Consider the following 15,747-nt stretch of genomic DNA (forward strand, 5'->3'; position numbering starts at 1 on the left):
GGGTCGGGGTCAGCTCTCGCGCAGGTACTCCGGGGTCGGGGGCCTCGACCCGGAGGCGTCCTCGCCCAGCGTGGCCGAGAGCCACTCGGTGTACGCGTCCTGCCAGCCGTCCGTGGTGTCCTCGCGGAAGTCCACCAGGATCCGGTTGACCCGGCGGACCAGATCGTCCGCGTCCTTCTTCATCGCCACGCCGTAGTACTCGGTCGTGAAGGCCTCGCCCTTGAGCTGGACCGTCGGGTCCTGCGCGGCCTGGCTGGCCGCGAGCGCGCCGTCGGTGACCACCGCGTCGACCTCGCCGAGCTGCAGCCGCACCAGGCAGTCCAGCTGGTTGGGGACGGTGGTGCGGATGTCGGTGGACGCCGGCAGCCTGCCCGCCTTCTTGTCCGCCTCCAGCTTCGTGTACGCGGTCGAGCCCGTCGCCGTGCAGATCTCCTGGTCCGCGAGCGTCTCGTCGTACCCCTCGACCGGTGAGGACTTCGGGGCCAGGACCTGCTGGCCCGTCCTGAAGTAGGGCGCGGAGAACGCCACGTCCTTCAGCCGGTCGCAGTTGATCGTCATCGTACGGACGACCATGTCGACCCGGCCCGCCTTGATCGCCGGTATGCGCTGGTCGGTCGGGATCGCCTTGAACTGGACCGCGTCCCGGTCGCCGAGTATGTCCTCGGCGATGCGGTGCACCAGGTCGATGTCGAAGCCCTCGAGGGCGCCGCTCTCGCCGCTGTTGGGGTCGCGGTAGCCCCAGCGGTAGCTGTTCTGGTCGACTCCCACGATCAGCTTGCGCTTCTCGCCCTGACGGTTCTTGATCGCCTCGATGGTGGGGCCGGCGGCGGTGTCGGGGGAGAGGGTCTGCTTCTCCGGGGCCGTGCAGTCCTCGTCCGCCTGGGTCCGCGCGGCGTGGGACACGGTCTGGCCGGTGGTCCTGGAGGGGGCGCCGGCCGGGGTGCCGACGCAGGTCAGCGCCAGCGCGAAGACCAGTGCCAGGGCGCAGGCGGTCGCCATCGCGCCCACTCCGCCCCAGCCCTTCAGGCGGGCCCGCAGGTGTCGTGCGGCCATCGTCATGGCCCCCTTCGGCTCTTTCACCCGTCCGCTCATCGGTACTCCGACAGCCTGCGGCCGATGCCCAGCACCGCGCCGACAGCGCCCAGGACGGCGAGAACGGCCGCGCCGGCCGGCAGGCCCGTCAGCGCGTCCCGGCCGTCGCCGGCCGCCTGCTTGAACTCGTTCTCCTCGTGCGCGAGCGCCGCGGCCAGGTTCTTGTCGACGCTGTCGAAGCACTCGCCGGTCGCGCCCTTCGCACCGATCACCATGTCCAGCGCCTGCTGGTAGTTGCCGTTCTCGTCCTGCTCACGGGCCGCCGCGTGGCGCTTCTTCCACTCCGTCATGTTGCCCACCGCCGAGGTGACCGGCTTCGTGCCGCTGTCGTCGTCCGCGAGGCGCTCCGCCCGGGCCAGGCCCTCGGCGAGGGTGTCCATGTCGCGGCCGAAGTCGTAGTCGTAGGCGTCGAACGTCTCGTCGGCGACCTTCGTCGTCTCGGCGCCCCGGGCCACCAGGGTCAGGTTCTCGTTGCCCCTCGCCTTCAGGGAGGCGATACGGGCGTCGTGCAGCACGTTGAGCGAGCGGACGCCGTGGTCGTAGGAGTCGTCGAGGCCGGAGCGGGCGAGGCTGTGGCCGACCGTCAGCCAGAGGAGGACGACTGTCGCTGCCGTTGTCGCCGCCACCAGGCCGTGGTTGAGGACCCGGTTGGTGCGCAGGTAGTTGCGGCGCATGGCCCAGGCGAGGGCGGCGAGGGCGAGGACGCCCAGGGCGATGGCGGGCCAGGGGTAGGGGGTCGCGTCCGCGTAGTCGTCGCGGAGGCGCTGGTTCTCCTTGGTGTAGAGGTCCTCCGCCGCCGGGAGCATCTCCTTCTGCATCTTCTCGTTCGCGTACCGCAGGTAGGCGCCGCCGACGGGGAAGCCCTGGCGGTTGTAGGTGCGGGCGCGTTCGACCAGGCCCTTGTACTCGGGGAGCAGGCGGTTGAGCTTGGTGATCGTCTCCGCGGAGGGGGAGTCGGGGTCCGAGTTGGCCGCCGCGTTGACGAGCTTCGCGGCGGCGGTGCGGATGTCGTTCTCGTAGCGGTCCCTGGAGGCGGCGGTCTCCTGACCGCCGGCCAGGAAGCCGCTGGACGCGGCGGTGTTGGCGTCGGCGAGGGAGCGGTAGATGTCGGCGGCGTCCGAGCTGAGGGGCTGGCTGCTGGTGAGGACGTCGTCGGCGGCCGCTGCCCGGTCGGTCATCTGCCAGGCGGTCACCGCGCCGAAGGCGACGACGAGGGCGGCGAGGACCGCGCCGATGATGCGGAGGCGGCCCGGTTCGGTGGTGGCGGCCCTGCGGAGGCGGTCGACGCCCTCGGCGAAGGCGGTGCGGCGGGCCTCCGGCGGTGGCGCGGCGGGGGTGTGGGTGGGGGTGGCGGGGGTGGGCTGGGGCGGCACCGCCGGCAGCGTGGGCGTGGCGGTGCCGGGTGGCGCCGCGCTGTTCGGTGTGTGTGTCATGTGACCTCCCCCGTGGTCATCCCTGGCGGCAAGTATCGCCGCCAGGACTGACATATGCACCGGCCTTGGCGCGATCTTGATCCGATTGCAGCGCGATCGCCGGAAATTCCGCCCCCACCCTGCCCACGAACACGCCCGGGAAATCAGTTCGGTTCCCACCCGACACCCGGTCCGGCGGGACCACGGGCAGCCCCCTGCCGCCACCCCCGCGATCCTCGGGCGGTCGTGCCGTCCGCCACCGTTCCCGCGGGCGGTCGTGCCGCAGGGCGGTGCGGGTGGGCTGGGGGGGTGCCCCCTCCGGGGGAGGCACCCCGCGAGCGCCGGCCCGATCCCCCGGTCGGCGCAGCGCGTCAGCGCTCGAAATGCTCCCGCACCCGCCCGTACGCCCCCTCCGCCGCCCCCAGACGATCCAACCCCAGCAGCGCGGCCCCCAACACCGGACGGCCGGCAACCACCCGCGGCACCGCCTTGGGCGCCCGCTCGGCAAGCAACGCGTGGATACGGTCATCGAGCCGAGGATGCCGCGCAGCCAACACCCCGCCCCCCAGCAGCACAGGTGTCTCCTCGTCCAACAGCTCCAGCCGGGTCAACGCGACCACGGCCATCGTCACGATCTCCTCGGCCTGCCGGTCGACGATCGCCCGCGCCACCCCGTCCCCCTCCGCCGCCACGGCGAAGAGCACCGGAGGCAGCTCATGCCGCCGAGCCGGAGCCACGTGCTCCAGATGCAGCGCCTCGATCAGCGCGGGCATGTCGGGAAGCCCGAAGTGGGCCGGAAGCGCGCGGGCCAGGGCCGTCGGCGCGCCCCGCCCGTCCGAGGCCCGCGCCGCGTGCCACAGCGCCTCCTCGGCGAGCGCCCAACCCCCGCCCCAGTCCCCGGAGACCCGCCCCACCGCCGGGAACCGTGCCGTACGGCCGTCGGGACGCATCCCCACACAGTTGATGCCCGCCCCGCAGACGACGGCCACCCCCCGGGGCTCGGTCACCCCCGCCCGCAGGATCGCGAACGTGTCGTTGCGCACCTCGACGTCCGCGCCCCAGCCCCGCCCCGCCAGCGCCGCCGTCAACTGCTCCTCCTCGACGGGCAGGTCGGCGTTGGCCAGGCAGGCCGAGACGTGGGAGACGGCGGGGGTGCCGGCGGCGCCGAGCGCCCGGTCGACGGCCCCGGTGAGAGCGGACATCGCCGCGTCCAGGCCCACGGCCGGCGGCCGGAACCCCTCCCCCCGCGCCGTCGCCAGCACCGTCCCGTCGTGGGCGACCACCGCCACGTCCGTCTTGCTGTTGCCGGCGTCGATGGCGAGGACGCCTGCGGTCAGGCCCACGTGAGGTGCTCCCGGTTGTGTGCGACGAGGTCGTCGGTGAGTCGGTCGGCGTACTCGTACTGGGCGATCAGGGGATGGGCCAGGAGGGCGCGGAACACGCGGTCGCGGGTGCCGTGCAGGGCCGCTTCCAGGGCCAGGTCCTCGTAGGCGGTGACATGGGCCATCAGGCCCGCGAGGAGGGGGTCCACCGAGGGGATCGGGAGGGGGGTCGCGCCCTTCGGGCCCACCGTCGCCTGCACCTCGATCACCGCGTCGTCGGGGAGGAAGGGCAGCGTGCCGTTGTTGAGGGTGTTGACCACCTGGTGGGGGGAGCCCGCGCCGCGGAGGAGCGCCGCCGCCAGGTCCACGGCCGCCTCCGAGTAGTAGGCGCCGCCCCGTCGGGACAGCAGGGCCGGCTTCTCGGCGAGGGCCGGGTCGGCGTAGAGGGCCAGAAGGCGGCGTTCCATGTCGGCCACCTCGGCCGCCCGGGAGGGCTTCGTGCGCTGTTCCCGTACGACCTCGTCGTGCGCGTAGAAGTAGCGCAGGTAGTAGGAGGGGATCACGCCCAGGCGGTCCAGGAGGGCGCGGGGGAGGCGGAGGTCGGCGGCGATCGTGTCGCCGTGGGCGGAGAGGAGGTGGGGGAGGACGTCCTCGCCGCCGGGGCCGCCCCTGCGTACGGCCGTTTCCCAGGTGAGGTGGTTCAGGCCCACGTGGTCCAGGTGGATGTCGGCGGGGTCGGTGCCGAGCAGTCCCGCGAACTTGCGCTGGAGGCCGATGGCCACATTGCACAGGCCCAGGGCCTTGTGGCCCGCCCGGAGCAGGGCCCGGGTGACGATGCCGACGGGATTGGTGAAGTCGATGATCCAGGCGTCCGGGTTGGCCCGGCGGACGCGTTCGGCGATGTCCAGGACGACCGGGACCGTGCGCAGCGCCTTGGCCAGGCCGCCGGCGCCGGTCGTCTCCTGGCCCACGCAGCCGCAGTCCAGGGGCCAGGTCTCGTCCTGCTGCCTGGCGGCCTGGCCGCCCACCCGGAGCTGGAGGAGGACCGCGTCGGCGCCGTCCACCGCCGCGTCCAGGTCGGCGGTGGTGGTGATGGTGCCGGGGTGGCCCTGGCGGGTGAAGATGCGGCGGGACAGGGCGCCGATCAGGTCCAGGCGGTCCGTCGCGGGGTCGGTGAGGACCAGTTCGGTGAGGGGGAAGGTGTCCCTCAGCCGGGCGAAGCCGTCGACGAGTTCGGGGGTGTAGGTCGAACCTCCGCCGACCACGGTGAGTTTCATGTCTTGTCTCCTATCCCTTCACTCCGGTCAGGGCGACGCCCTCGACGAACGCCTTCTGGGCGAAGGAGAACACGAGGATCACGGGGGCCATGACCAGTACGGTCGCCACCATGCCCAGGCGCCACTCGCCGTTGAGCTGCATGGTCACCCGGCCGGTGCGGGAGGGGTGTCCGGCGCCCCATTCGTCGCCGAAGGTGTTGCGGTACCTCTCCAGCCTCGCGAAGCCGCCGAGGTCGTCGACCAGCTTCTTCTGGTACGTGAACATCTCGGCGAACGCCGGGTCCTCGGCGATGTCCGACTTGCCGTCGGCGTCGAAGTAGGCATGGTCCCACTGGGACATGTAGTGGTCCACGACCGTCTCGTAGCCATGGTAGTTCGGCATGAAGCCGGGTCGCTCGTAGGTGTCGCCCTCGATCGTGGTGAGTTTCCTGGCCGTCTCGGCGAACTCGCTCCAGGTCCTGGGGGGTTGCTCGATGCCGGCGGCCTCGAAGGCGTCCTTCGGCCTCGACCTTGATGTTCGGGTGGGCCTTCTCGAAGCGGTCGACGTTCGCCCGGACCGCCTTCACCTCGGCGGGGGCGCTCCAGCCGTGCCAGAAGGTGATGGTCGTCCCGGCGTTCGGGTCGTCCGCGGCGCCGGTCTCCGCCTGGCCGGTGCAGGCCGTGACGAGGAGGACGAGGGAGGCGGTGGTGGCCAGTGCGAGCGTCGCTTTTCCGGGTATTCCGGGCATGCCAGTGCTCCCTGGGGCAGGAGGTGGGAGGGGAAGGGGGGAGGCGCGGGGCTAGCGGGAGGTGTCGAAGACCTCGTCGCGGGTGGTCGCCAGCGCGCTCTCCAGGGCGCCGCGCAGCACGGGGTGTTCACGGACCTCGCCCACGACCAGACGGGGGCGGGGGGCGGCCAGTTCCTCCAGCTCGTCCTGGATCAGGGCGCGCAGCACCTCGCCGCCGGAGGTGAGGCCGGTGCCGCTCAGGACGACGAGTTCGGGGTCGAGGACGGAGACCAGGGAGGCGAGACCGGTGGCCAGGCGGGTGGCGTAGGCCTGCAGGAGGTGCCGGTGGGGCTCGTCGCCGTCCGGGGCCGCCGCGGCGCGTTCGAGGAGGATGGCCGCCGCCTCGGTGTACGAGGCCTGCGGGATGTCCTCGATGCCCAGTTCACGGGCGAGTCGCGGGACGGCCTGGGAGCCCGCCAGCTCCTGGAAGCCGCCGCTGTTGGCCTTGGTGACCCGGCGGACCAGGGGCGTGCCCGGCACCGGCAGGAAGCCGACCTCGCCGGCGCCGCCGGTCCAGCCCCGGTGCAGCCGGCCGCCGAGCACCAGGGCGGCGCCCAGGCCCTCCTGGTTCCACAGCAGGACGAAGTCGGTGTGGCTGTGGGCCGTGCCGAGACGCTGCTCGGCCAGGGCGACCAGGTTGACGTCGTTCTCGTACTCGAACGGCATCGGCAGCGCGGCGGCCAGTTCGTCGAGCAGCGTGGGGGAGTGCCAGCCGGGCAGGTGGGAGGCGTAGCGCAGGCGGCCGGTGTTCGGGTCGAAGGCGCCCGGCGTCCCGATGACCAGGCGGTGGATGTCGGCGCGGGACAGTCCCGCCGCCTTCACCGCACCGTCCAGGGCGTCGGTGACCTGCTGGACGACGGGGACGCCGGAGCGGCGCCCGGGGGTGGGCAGTTCGTGCCGGCCGACCGTGCGGCCGGTGATGTCGGCCACGGCCGCGCGTATGCGCTGCGGGGTGACGTCGAGTCCGGCGGCGTACGCGGAGGCCGGGTCGATCTCGTACAGCTGGGCGCCCGGGCCCGGACGGCCCTCGGTGGTGCCGGTGGCGAGGACCAGTCCGGCCGCTTCCAGGCGGGCCAGGAGCTGGGAGGCGGTCGGCTTGGACAGGCCGGTGAGCTTGCCGATCCGGGTCCGGGACAGCGGCCCGTGCTCCAGCAGGAGGTCCAGGGCGGCGCGGTCGTTCATGGCGCGCAGCACACGCGGGGTGCCCGGCGTGCCGGCGGTTCCTGCCATGGGGTGCGACACCTGCCCTTCCTCGGCCGCCCAGCTTCTCAGCGCCCGGTGCGGGACGTCCATCCCGGGCGGGCGCTCAGGTCACTGTTAGGAAAGTTTCCTGTTGGATGTGGAACGTATGCCCGGGCCGGAAGGGGCGTCAAGAGGGAGTACGGGAAAGGCGGCACCCGGGGAGTCCCGGGTGCCGCCCGCGGCATTACTTCGTGGTGCTCGGCGGGGGCAGCGGGGACGCCGCCACCGACTGCGGCGAGATCGTGCTCGAGTAGACCGACGGAGGCGCCATGCCCGCCGTCGGGTCGGCGGTCTCCACGTCCTCCATGGCCGTGGCGCCGCCGACGATACGGATGCCCGTCGCGTCGAAGGCCCGCTTGATGCGCCAGCGCAGCTCCCGCTCCACGGTCAGGGACTTGCCGGGCATGGTCTTCGCGGAGAGGCGGACCACCATCGAGTCCAGCAGCACCGAGTCCAGGCCGAGCACCTCGATCGGGCTCCACAGGAGCTCGTTCCAGGGCTCCTCCTTGCCCATCTTCTCGGCGACCTCGCTCAGCGTGGCCTTCACCCGGTCCAGGTCCTCGTCGGCGCGGACCGTGACGTCGACGCCCGCGGTCGCCCAGCCCTGGGAGAGGTTGCCTATGCGCTTGACCTCGCCGTTGCGGACGTACCAGATCTCCCCGCTGTCACCGCGCAGCTTGGTCACCCGCAGCCCGACCTCGATCACCTCGCCCGACGCCACGCCCGCGTCGACGGTGTCGCCGACGCCGTACTGGTCCTCCAGGATCATGAAGACACCGGAGAGGAAGTCCGTGACCAGGTTCCGCGCGCCGAAACCGATCGCGACACCCGCGACACCGGCCGAGGCCAGCAGCGGGGCCAGGTTGATCTGGAAGGTGCCGAGGATCATCAGCGCGGCCGTGCCCAGGATCAGGAACGACGCCACCGAGCGCAGCACCGAGCCGATCGCCTGCGAGCGCTGGCGGCGCCGTTCGGCGTTGACCAGCAGGCCGCCGAGCGTGGTGCCGTCCACCGCCTGGCCGGTCCGGGACATCCGGTCGACCATCTTGGTGATCGCCCGCCGCACCATGACTCTCAGCACCGTCGCGATCACCAGGATCAGCAGGACCCTGAGCCCGATCGCGAGCCACGTCGACCAGTTCTCCTCGACCCAGCCGGCGGCGTTGCCGGCGGTCTCCTGGGCGTCCTGGAGCGAGGGCACCCGCGGTGTCCCGGACTCCGAGGGTGTCGGCGACGGATCGACGGCCGGCAGGACGGCGGACAAGGACACGGCAGGTACCTCCAGGTGCATGTCTGCCCCCGGTGCGGCGGTCAATATCTTCAAGGTCACGAAAGGGTCACCGGCACGGGCAGAACCACCACACTAACGGGGCATTGTGAGCGGATCGGCGGTATGTGGGAAGAAGAGACCGTCCTCACCTGCGCTCGAACGGGCCGCGATCCCGGGGACGAATCGGGGTGTGGTCGAAAACACTCCCAGCCCGTTACCGGGACATGGTGGCGCTTCCACCAGGCATGAGGGGAAACTGACTACGGATCGTCCCGGCGCGAGCCACGCGCCGCCGGCGTACAAGGAGGCCGTCCGTGCCGCATGTCCTGGTCCTCAACGCGTCGTACGAGCCGCTCGGCGTCGTACCGCTCCGCCGCGCGCTCGTGCTCGTCCTCGAGAACAAGGCAGTCTGCCTCGAGGAGACCGGCGCCCACCTGCACAGCGCGACCATCACAGTCCCCGCACCCAGCGTGGTCCGGCTCAAGCGTTTCGTGCGGGTTCCCTACCGGGGGCCCGTTCCCCTCACCCGCCGGGCGCTGTTCGCCCGTGACGGGGGCCGGTGCATGTACTGCGGTGGCGTCGCAACCAGCGTCGACCACGTCATCCCGCGCAGCCGCGGGGGCAAGCACGTCTGGGACAACGTGGTGGCGTCCTGCCGCCGCTGCAACCACGTGAAGGCCGACCGTCACCTGTTCGAGCTGGGCTGGCGCCTGCGCCACAAACCCGCCCCGCCCACCGGCCTGGCCTGGCGCATCATCGGCACCGGCCACCGTGACCCGCGCTGGCTGCCGTACCTGCAGCCGTACGGCGCGGACGACGCGCTGGCCCGGATCGACGGCATCTCCGCCTGACGGCGTGTCCGGGCCTGCGCATCGGACACGGCGACCGGCCCCGTCGGCGACCCGGTGTTCCGCGGCCGTGCGGCGCGGTCGCTTCCCCGGTCGGCGCGGGCTTCGGTTGTTCGGGGCCGACGGTGTCCGGTGTTCCGCAGCCGGTACGGCGGGGACGCGGCTGTGGTCGGGGTTGGGCGGGCTCCGGTTGCCCGGGGCGGGCCGTGTCCGGTACGGCAGGGGCGCCGCCGCGGCCCGGTTCCGGGATGCCCCGGTCGCCCGGGGCCGTGCGTACCGTGCTTCGACCGGCCCCGGGAGCCCCCCGTTCCCCCGGGGCCGGTCGGCTCAGGCGTACCGCAGTTCCGCCGGGCGGACCGTGCGGCGCAGGAGGGGAAGGGCGGTGGCCGCGGCCGACAGGCAGGTCGCGTAGACCGCGAGCGGGACCAGCAGGGCCGCCCAGGGCCAGGAGCCCGACGCGGTGAGCGCGGAGTATCCGGCGCCGACCGCCATGCCGCCGGCGCCCGCCAGCAGCAGGGCCGGCGCGAGCGGCAGCGCGGTCTCCAGCAGCAGTGCCCGGTTCAGCACCGCACGCGGCACCCCGGCGGCGACCTGCGCGGCCAGCCCTCTGCGGCGGGTGGAGAGCGACTCGGCGGTGCCGACGGCGAGAGCGGACAGGGTGATCACCAGGCCCACCGCGATCGCGGCGGCGGTCAGGTCCAGCCCGGTCGTGTAGTACGTCATGCTCTCCCCGAGTTGCCGGCTCTCGTGCAGCTGCTCGAGGAATGCCTGCCGTACGCCCACGAACCCGGTGCCCACCACCGTCACCAGCAGGACCGCCGCATGCGTACGGGCCGCCGCCCACGGGTCGTCGCGCAGCCGTTCCGCCGCGATCAGCGTCGCCGCCGAGCGGGCCCGGCCGGCCAGGGTCCGCCCCACGAGACGGCACGTGGCCCCGGACAGCCACACCGAGCCCGCGCCGACCCCGAGCAGCGCCGCGAACACCGTCATCGGGGTCCGCAACTGCATCGGGCCGCGCGGGCCGGCCGAGGTGGTGTTCGCCGCGAGCAGCGCCAGCCCGGCCACCACCAGCAGCGATGCGAGGAACAGCGATCCCGGCCCGCGCCCCGAACGCGCCGGACCGACCCGGCGCACCCAGCCGAGCGGCGAGGCCACCACCCGGCGCAGCGCCAGCGCGCCCGCCGCCGCGCCCAGCACCGGCACGGTGACGGCGACCAGCGCGAGCGCCACCCAGGTGAGCGCCGCCGGACGCTCCCACAGCCGCACCAGGACCAGCACCGAGACGACGGTCGCGACCGCCGACCCGAGCAGACAGGCCAGCCCGGTCTCCAGCGCGGCGATCCGCCGCACCTGGCCCGGGGCCGCCCCGGCCAGCCGCAGCCCGGCCAGCCGCCGGTCGCGGTGCAGTGCCCCGATCCGGGCGCACTGGCCGAGGAACCCGAGCACCGGGACCAGGAGCAGCAGCAGGGCGAGGATCACCCCGGAGCGGGTGCCGGGCTGGCTGAGCAGGCCCGCAGCGAGGGTCACGGAGGAGGTGCCCCGCAATGAGGCCAGGGCGGCGGCCGGCAGGGCCAGTCCGGTCGCGAACGCCGCGCCGGTCGCGGTGAGCGCGATCCGCCACCACTCCCGCCGGTCGGAACCGCGGGTGAGCTGCCAGGCGAGCCGCAGATCGGAGCTGAGGGATGTCACGCCGTCACCTCCAGCGGTGCCACGGCGCCGTCCCGCAACTGCACTTCCCGGTCCGCGTACGCCGCCACCTGCGCGTCGTGCGTGATCAGCAGCACCGCCGTACCGGCCTCGCGGGCCGTGTGCACCAGGGCCGTCATCACCTGCTCGCCCGCCAGTGAGTCCAGCGCGCCGGTCGGCTCGTCCGCGAAGACCACCCTGGGCCCGGTGACCAGGGCACGGGCCAGCGCGGTCCGCTGCGCCTGCCCGCCGCTCATCTCGCCGGGCCGCGACTCCGCCTGCCCGCGCACCCCGAACCGCTCCAGCCACTCCCCGGCCGCCGACCGCGCCCGGACCCGGTCGGTGCCGGCCAGCATCAGCGGCAGCGCCACGTTGTCGAGTGCGGTCAGCTCCGGGATCAGCTGCCCGAACTGGAACACCACCCCGAACTCGGTGCGGCGCAGCTCGCTCAGCCGCTTCTCCGGTAGTTCGTCCAGCCGCTCACCGGCGTACGTCACCGACCCCTCGTCGGGGCGGACGATGCCGGACAGGCAGTGCACCAGCGTCGACTTGCCGCTGCCGCTCGCGCCGGTCACCGCGAGGATCTCGCCCGCGCGCAGCTCGACGGAGGCGCCGCGCAGGGCCTCGGTCCTGCCGTGCGTCTTGACCAGAGCGCGGCCCGCGAGCAGCGGCCCCGCCGTGTTGTGCCCCATGCTCATGCTGTGTCGACCTCCGCGGTCAGGGTGGTGAGCCGGGCCGCCGTGGTCGTCATCCATCGGAGGTCGGCGTCCAGGTGGTTGAGGGCGAAGTCCGCCGAGAGCACGGTCGCCAGATCCGCGCCCTTCGCCGACTTCACCGCGGTCAGCTCCCGCATCCGCTCCATGTGGGCGGCGCGCTGGGCGCGCAGATACGCGGCCGGGTCACCGCCGGACAGGATCGACACCACGACCTTGGCGAAGATCTCGTTCGTCACGAACGGCGCGGGCGGGGCGATCTCCCCGGCCCAGCGCGTCAGTTCGCGCGTTCCGTCGTCCGTGGCGCGGTACACGGTCCGCTCCGGTCCGCCGTCCGAGTCGGTGCCCTCGACCTCGGCGAGGCCGTCCCGGACCAGGCGTTGCAGCGTCGTGTAGGCCTGCCCGTAGGCCAGCGGGCGGGCCTGCGGGAAGCGTTCGTCGTGGCGTCGCTTGAGGTCGTAGCCATGGCTCGGCCCCGAGGCGAGCAGGCCCAGCAGGATGTGGCGGGTGCTCATGACGTCATTATGTACTCAGTACATGTACTGAGTGAATAGTGATCGTCGAAACGAGCCGGAAAGACCGGAAAGACCGGAAAGATCCGCGCCGGGTGCCGGGCGGGACGCTCAGTCGGCGACCGCGTACGCCTCCACCGACCACAGCGAGTAGCCGTACCGCGTGGCGCGCTTCTCGCCCCGGACGCGGATGTGGCGCACGCCGGGCTCGTCCATGCGGACGGTCTCCCGGCCCTCGCGGCCGTCCCGCACCGTCGCCGCCGTACGCCAGGCGCGGCCGTCCGCCGACACCTCCACGCGGTACGCCGACGGGTGTGCCTCCTGCCAGTGCAGCGCCACCTTCCCCAGCCGCACCGGGCGCTCCAGCTCGACCCCCCACCAGGCGTCGTCGTCGACCGGGGACGACCAGCGCGTCCGAGGGTCGCCGTCGTTCGCCGCCGGGGCCGGGAAGTCGGGCGTCTCGTCGGCCGAGGAGCTCGCCCGCCCGGTGCGGGCCAGGTCGGGGCCGGCGGTGCGCGGAACGGCGTGGACGGTCAGGGTGCGGGTCGCCCCGCCGAAGCCGAGCCGTACGCCGTACGACCCGACCGGCGTGCCCGGTTCCACGGTCACCTCGACCGGTACCTCCACCGGCGTACCGCGCGGGACGGTCAGCGTGTCCTTCGGCACCCGGACCCCGACCCCCTTCGGCGCCGTCACGGTCAGCCTGCCGCGCACCTCGTCGGGGCGCAGCGAGCCGACCGAGGCCGTCAGCCGCCGGGTGCCGCCGATGTCGGTGTCCGCGCGGTCGTCGGGCAGCTCCAGGGAGGCGGCGGGCGCGTCCGCGTACCAGGGGACCAGGTGCCGCACCCGGGAGGCGTCGGCGCCGGTGACCCGGACGGAGTCCACCGGATCGCCGTCGGCCGGCAGTTCGGTGGCGCCCGTCGCGGACAGCGCGCCCAGGCGGCGCCACCCCTCACCCGGCACGTGGACCTCCACGGCCCCTTCCGTGCCGGGCTCGGTGAGCACCGTCACGGCGTCCATCGCGCGGGCGCGCGGAAGGCGGAGCGTGCGGTCGCCGCCGGACCGGGCCGGCGGCTCGTGGTCGATGCCCGACCAGCTCTCGTACGCCTGCTGCGCCCGGCTCAGGAACGGGTCAAGCACACCCTCGCCGACCGTCACCCGCGAGGACGCCAGTCGCGCCCGCTGCTCGCCCAGCCGCCGGTACGCCGTCCAGGCGGCGCCCGCGTCCCCGCCCCGCTGCGCGCGGAGCAGGTCCAGGGCCGTGGTGCCCGCCTCGCCGTAACGGGCCAGCCGCTGGGACCACGGGTCCACCTCGGCGGCGAGCCCGGTCCCGGACAGCCGCTCCGGCAGCTCGCGCAGGACGGTGAAGGCCGCACGCAGCCGTCCGGCCTCCTTCGTCCCGTCCGTGCCGCGGGCGGTCGTACGGGTCCGCCGGAAAGCCTCCATCAGCGGCCGCAGGTACGCCGACTCCTCGCCGCCCAGCACCGAGGACGCGGTGTTCCCGGCGAGCGCGCTCAGGGCCTCCCCGCGCCGGGCGTCACCGCCGGCGAGGTCGGTGATCGCGGCCCGCCAGGACTCCAGGGGACGGTAGTCGCGCGGGTTCCAGGCGAAGTCGGCGGCGGTGAACAGCGGGATGCGGGACACCTCGGGCTGCTCCATCGCGTTGGCGAGCAGCGCGGCCGAGCCCGCGGCGACGGCCGGTTCGCGGCCCCGGTAGGGGCCGAGGAAGATCCGGCCGGGGGCGTAGTCGTTCACCGGGTAGTTGTCCATGGTCACCAGCGGATGCCCGAACACCTCCCGTGCCTCGGCCAGTTGACCGCCCGTGATGGTGCGCGGCACCACCCCGACCCCGGTCCACGCCACCTCGGTGCCCGCGTCCAGTTCCTTCGCGAGGGCCCGCCGGTACGCCGTCGAGCCCTCCTCGTAGAACTCGGTCGGCATCAAGGACAGCGCGACGGAGCCCGGGTGACGCTCCGCCAGGTGCCGGGCCACCGCGTTCGCCACGCGCGCCTGCGCGCGGGCGGCGGCCCCGGGACCCGACCCGAACCGGTCGGCGTCCGCCCCGCAGTGCCACTCGCTGTAGCTGACGTCCTGGAACTGCAGCTGGAAGGCGCGGAAGCCCAGCGCCCACATCGCGTCCAGCTTGCGGGTCAGCGCCCGCAGGTCGTCGTCCGAGGCGAAGCACATCGCCTGGCCCGGCGCCACCGCCCAGCCGAGCGTGACGTGGTTGCGCCGCGCCCGCTCGGCCAGCTCCCGGAACTCCGCCCGCCGCCCGGCCGGGTACGGCTCGCGCCAGCGGGCCTGCCGGTAGAGGTCCTCGCCGGGCGCGTAGAGGTACCGGTTCTGCTTGGTGCGGCCCATGAAGTCCAGCTGCGCCAGCCGCTGCGGGTGCGTCCACGGGGTGCCGTAGAAGCCCTCGGTGATGCCGCGTACGGCGGTGCCGGGCCAGTCGCGTACGACGGCCGCGGTGAGCGTGGCGCCGTCCGGGCGCAGCAGCCGGCGCAGTGTCTGCACGGCGTGGAACAGGCCGTCGCCGTCCGCGCCGGTCAGGGTGACGGCACCCTTGCCGACGGTCAGCGCGTAGCCGCCGGCGGGGAGGGCGTGCAGGGGGGCGGCCGGGGCGCGTTCGGCACCCACGCGCACCACGAGCGCCCCCTCGGGCACCTGTGCGCCGGGGGCGGTGAACCGGCGCGCGCCCGCCTCCCGCAACAGCGCGCGGAGCGCGTCGAGGGTGTACGCGTCGGCCGTCGCGTCCGTGGTCAGGGCGACCTCCTCGGTCACCGCGACCGGGGCGCCGTTCGCGCGCAGGGAGTGGGGGCGCGGCCACACGGACGGCTCCGCCGCGCGGACCGTGTCGGCGGCCGGGGACGCGGTGGTGCCCGGGGACGCGGTGGTGCCCGGCGCGGGCGGCGCGGCCACGGCGACGGGCGCGGTGCCCAGGGTTCCGGCGCCCAGGGTCCCGGCGAGGACGGCGAGGGCGAGGGCAGCCCCCCTGGCGTTCGCCGTCCTCCCACGCCGCAGCTGCACAGGGCCCTCCTGGTTGCTCGACGGGCCGTCCGGCCCGGTGGCCGGTACAGCCGTGTCCATTCCGTTACCGAGAAGCCCGAGCCCACCATTTCTGCGGTGAACGTGTCAATGAGAGTGGACGTTGTGGCGCGTTTGTCCCACTGTGGAGGGAGGGGGCGCGGGGAGAATGTGATCAGGGGCACGTGGGAAGACTTTGTGCGTCTGGCATCGCGCCCACTGGGTAGGGCTGCGAGATAACCCGCACGAGCCGCACGCCCCGCGTGATCCGCGCGCCGTGCCCGACGAGGAGGCCATCTGTGGCTGCACCCGCCTACGTTCCTTCCCCCGCCCTGTCCAAACCCGCGGCGGAGTTCTCCGCCGACTTCGAGGAGCCGCACTTCTGCGTCTTCAGCGCGGAAGGATCCTGCGTCGAGGTCCCGCTGACCAGCGAACCTCCGCTGCCCGACGCCGAACCCCTCACCAGCGAACCGCCGCTCGCCGACGCCACCCCCCTGACCAGCGAGTCCGACGCCTTCCCGGACTCCTCGGACTCCTCCGGACTCGACTCCTTCCCGGCCCAGTACCGCCCGGAGCCCTAAG

General features: G+C 73.7%; 12 protein-coding genes and 1 pseudogene. 2 read left to right on the plus strand and 11 right to left on the minus strand.

All coding sequences use genetic code 11. The annotated features are described in order from the left end of the window. Positions 1-9: 9 nt before the first annotated feature. The 7 genes and pseudogenes from ACH4VX_RS20490 to ACH4VX_RS20520 form a co-directional block, all read right to left on the minus strand. Entirely contained in the window at positions 10-1,053 is a 1,044-nt protein-coding gene (locus tag ACH4VX_RS20490; RefSeq protein ID WP_398368826.1) for a glutamate ABC transporter substrate-binding protein, read from the minus strand. A gap of 35 nt (positions 1,054-1,088) precedes the next feature. Further along, positions 1,089-2,525, minus strand: a complete 1,437-nt coding sequence (locus tag ACH4VX_RS20495) for a hypothetical protein (protein WP_398368828.1) — start codon at positions 2,523-2,525, stop codon at positions 1,089-1,091. 350 nt (positions 2,526-2,875) lie between these two features. Then, positions 2,876-3,847, minus strand: a complete 972-nt coding sequence (locus tag ACH4VX_RS20500) for an N-acetylglucosamine kinase (protein ID WP_398368830.1) — start codon at positions 3,845-3,847, stop codon at positions 2,876-2,878. Further along, on the minus strand, positions 3,838-5,103 hold the full coding sequence (locus ACH4VX_RS20505) for a 6-phospho-beta-glucosidase (protein ID WP_398368832.1): 1,266 nt from the start codon (positions 5,101-5,103) through the stop codon (positions 3,838-3,840). Before ACH4VX_RS20505 ends, ACH4VX_RS20500 begins: the two co-directional genes overlap by 10 nt. Positions 5,104-5,212: 109 nt before the next feature. Continuing rightward, positions 5,213-5,831: pseudogene (locus ACH4VX_RS20510) on the minus strand (extracellular solute-binding protein); the annotation flags it as partial. 51 nt (positions 5,832-5,882) lie between these two features. Beyond that, positions 5,883-7,100, minus strand: coding sequence for an ROK family protein (locus tag ACH4VX_RS20515; protein WP_398368834.1), 1,218 nt, complete (start codon positions 7,098-7,100; stop codon positions 5,883-5,885). 196 nt (positions 7,101-7,296) lie between these two features. Further along, on the minus strand, positions 7,297-8,403 hold the full coding sequence (locus tag ACH4VX_RS20520) for a mechanosensitive ion channel family protein (protein ID WP_398368836.1): 1,107 nt from the start codon (positions 8,401-8,403) through the stop codon (positions 7,297-7,299). 293 nt (positions 8,404-8,696) lie between these two features. Between ACH4VX_RS20520 and ACH4VX_RS20525 the strand changes: the two genes are divergently transcribed. Beyond that, entirely contained in the window at positions 8,697-9,233 is a 537-nt protein-coding gene (locus ACH4VX_RS20525) for an HNH endonuclease (RefSeq protein ID WP_398368837.1), read from the plus strand. A 324-nt stretch (positions 9,234-9,557) separates the two neighbouring features. Here the strand turns inward: ACH4VX_RS20525 and ACH4VX_RS20530 are convergent, their stop codons facing one another. From ACH4VX_RS20530 to ACH4VX_RS20545, 4 genes are all read right to left on the minus strand, one after another. Then, positions 9,558-10,919, minus strand: a complete 1,362-nt coding sequence (locus tag ACH4VX_RS20530; protein WP_398368838.1) for an FtsX-like permease family protein — start codon at positions 10,917-10,919, stop codon at positions 9,558-9,560. Further along, entirely contained in the window at positions 10,916-11,614 is a 699-nt protein-coding gene (locus ACH4VX_RS20535) for an ABC transporter ATP-binding protein (RefSeq protein WP_398368840.1), read from the minus strand. Before ACH4VX_RS20535 ends, ACH4VX_RS20530 begins: the two co-directional genes overlap by 4 nt. Beyond that, positions 11,611-12,144 (minus strand): PadR family transcriptional regulator, encoded by a 534-nt coding sequence (locus ACH4VX_RS20540; RefSeq protein WP_398368842.1) that lies wholly within the window; start codon positions 12,142-12,144, stop codon positions 11,611-11,613. The genes ACH4VX_RS20535 and ACH4VX_RS20540 overlap by 4 nt, the downstream gene beginning before the upstream one ends. A gap of 108 nt (positions 12,145-12,252) precedes the next feature. Further along, positions 12,253-15,168 (minus strand): beta-N-acetylglucosaminidase domain-containing protein, encoded by a 2,916-nt coding sequence (locus ACH4VX_RS20545; RefSeq protein ID WP_398368844.1) that lies wholly within the window; start codon positions 15,166-15,168, stop codon positions 12,253-12,255. 296 nt (positions 15,169-15,464) lie between these two features. On the opposite strand from ACH4VX_RS20545, the gene ACH4VX_RS20550 reads away from it, so the two are divergent. Next, positions 15,465-15,746, plus strand: a complete 282-nt coding sequence (locus tag ACH4VX_RS20550; protein ID WP_398368846.1) for a hypothetical protein — start codon at positions 15,465-15,467, stop codon at positions 15,744-15,746. Position 15,747: the final 1 nt, after the last annotated feature.

Origin of the sequence: Streptomyces sp. NPDC020731 (assembly GCF_044334705.1) — a bacterium.
Taxonomy (GTDB): domain Bacteria; phylum Actinomycetota; class Actinomycetes; order Streptomycetales; family Streptomycetaceae; genus Streptomyces.

Bases quoted from the DNA above. Each gene is read 5' to 3' on its own strand.
- ACH4VX_RS20490 (WP_398368826.1), bottom strand. From the start codon at position 1,053: ATGGCCGCACGACACCTGCGGGCCCGCCTGAAGGGCTGGGGCGGAGTG.
- ACH4VX_RS20495 (WP_398368828.1), bottom strand. From the start codon at position 2,525: ATGACACACACACCGAACAGCGCGGCGCCACCCGGCACCGCCACGCCC.
- ACH4VX_RS20505 (WP_398368832.1), bottom strand. From the start codon at position 5,103: ATGAAACTCACCGTGGTCGGCGGAGGTTCGACCTACACCCCCGAACTC.
- ACH4VX_RS20515 (WP_398368834.1), bottom strand. From the start codon at position 7,100: ATGGCAGGAACCGCCGGCACGCCGGGCACCCCGCGTGTGCTGCGCGCC.
- ACH4VX_RS20520 (WP_398368836.1), bottom strand. From the start codon at position 8,403: ATGCACCTGGAGGTACCTGCCGTGTCCTTGTCCGCCGTCCTGCCGGCC.
- ACH4VX_RS20535 (WP_398368840.1), bottom strand. From the start codon at position 11,614: ATGAGCATGGGGCACAACACGGCGGGGCCGCTGCTCGCGGGCCGCGCT.
- ACH4VX_RS20540 (WP_398368842.1), bottom strand. From the start codon at position 12,144: ATGAGCACCCGCCACATCCTGCTGGGCCTGCTCGCCTCGGGGCCGAGC.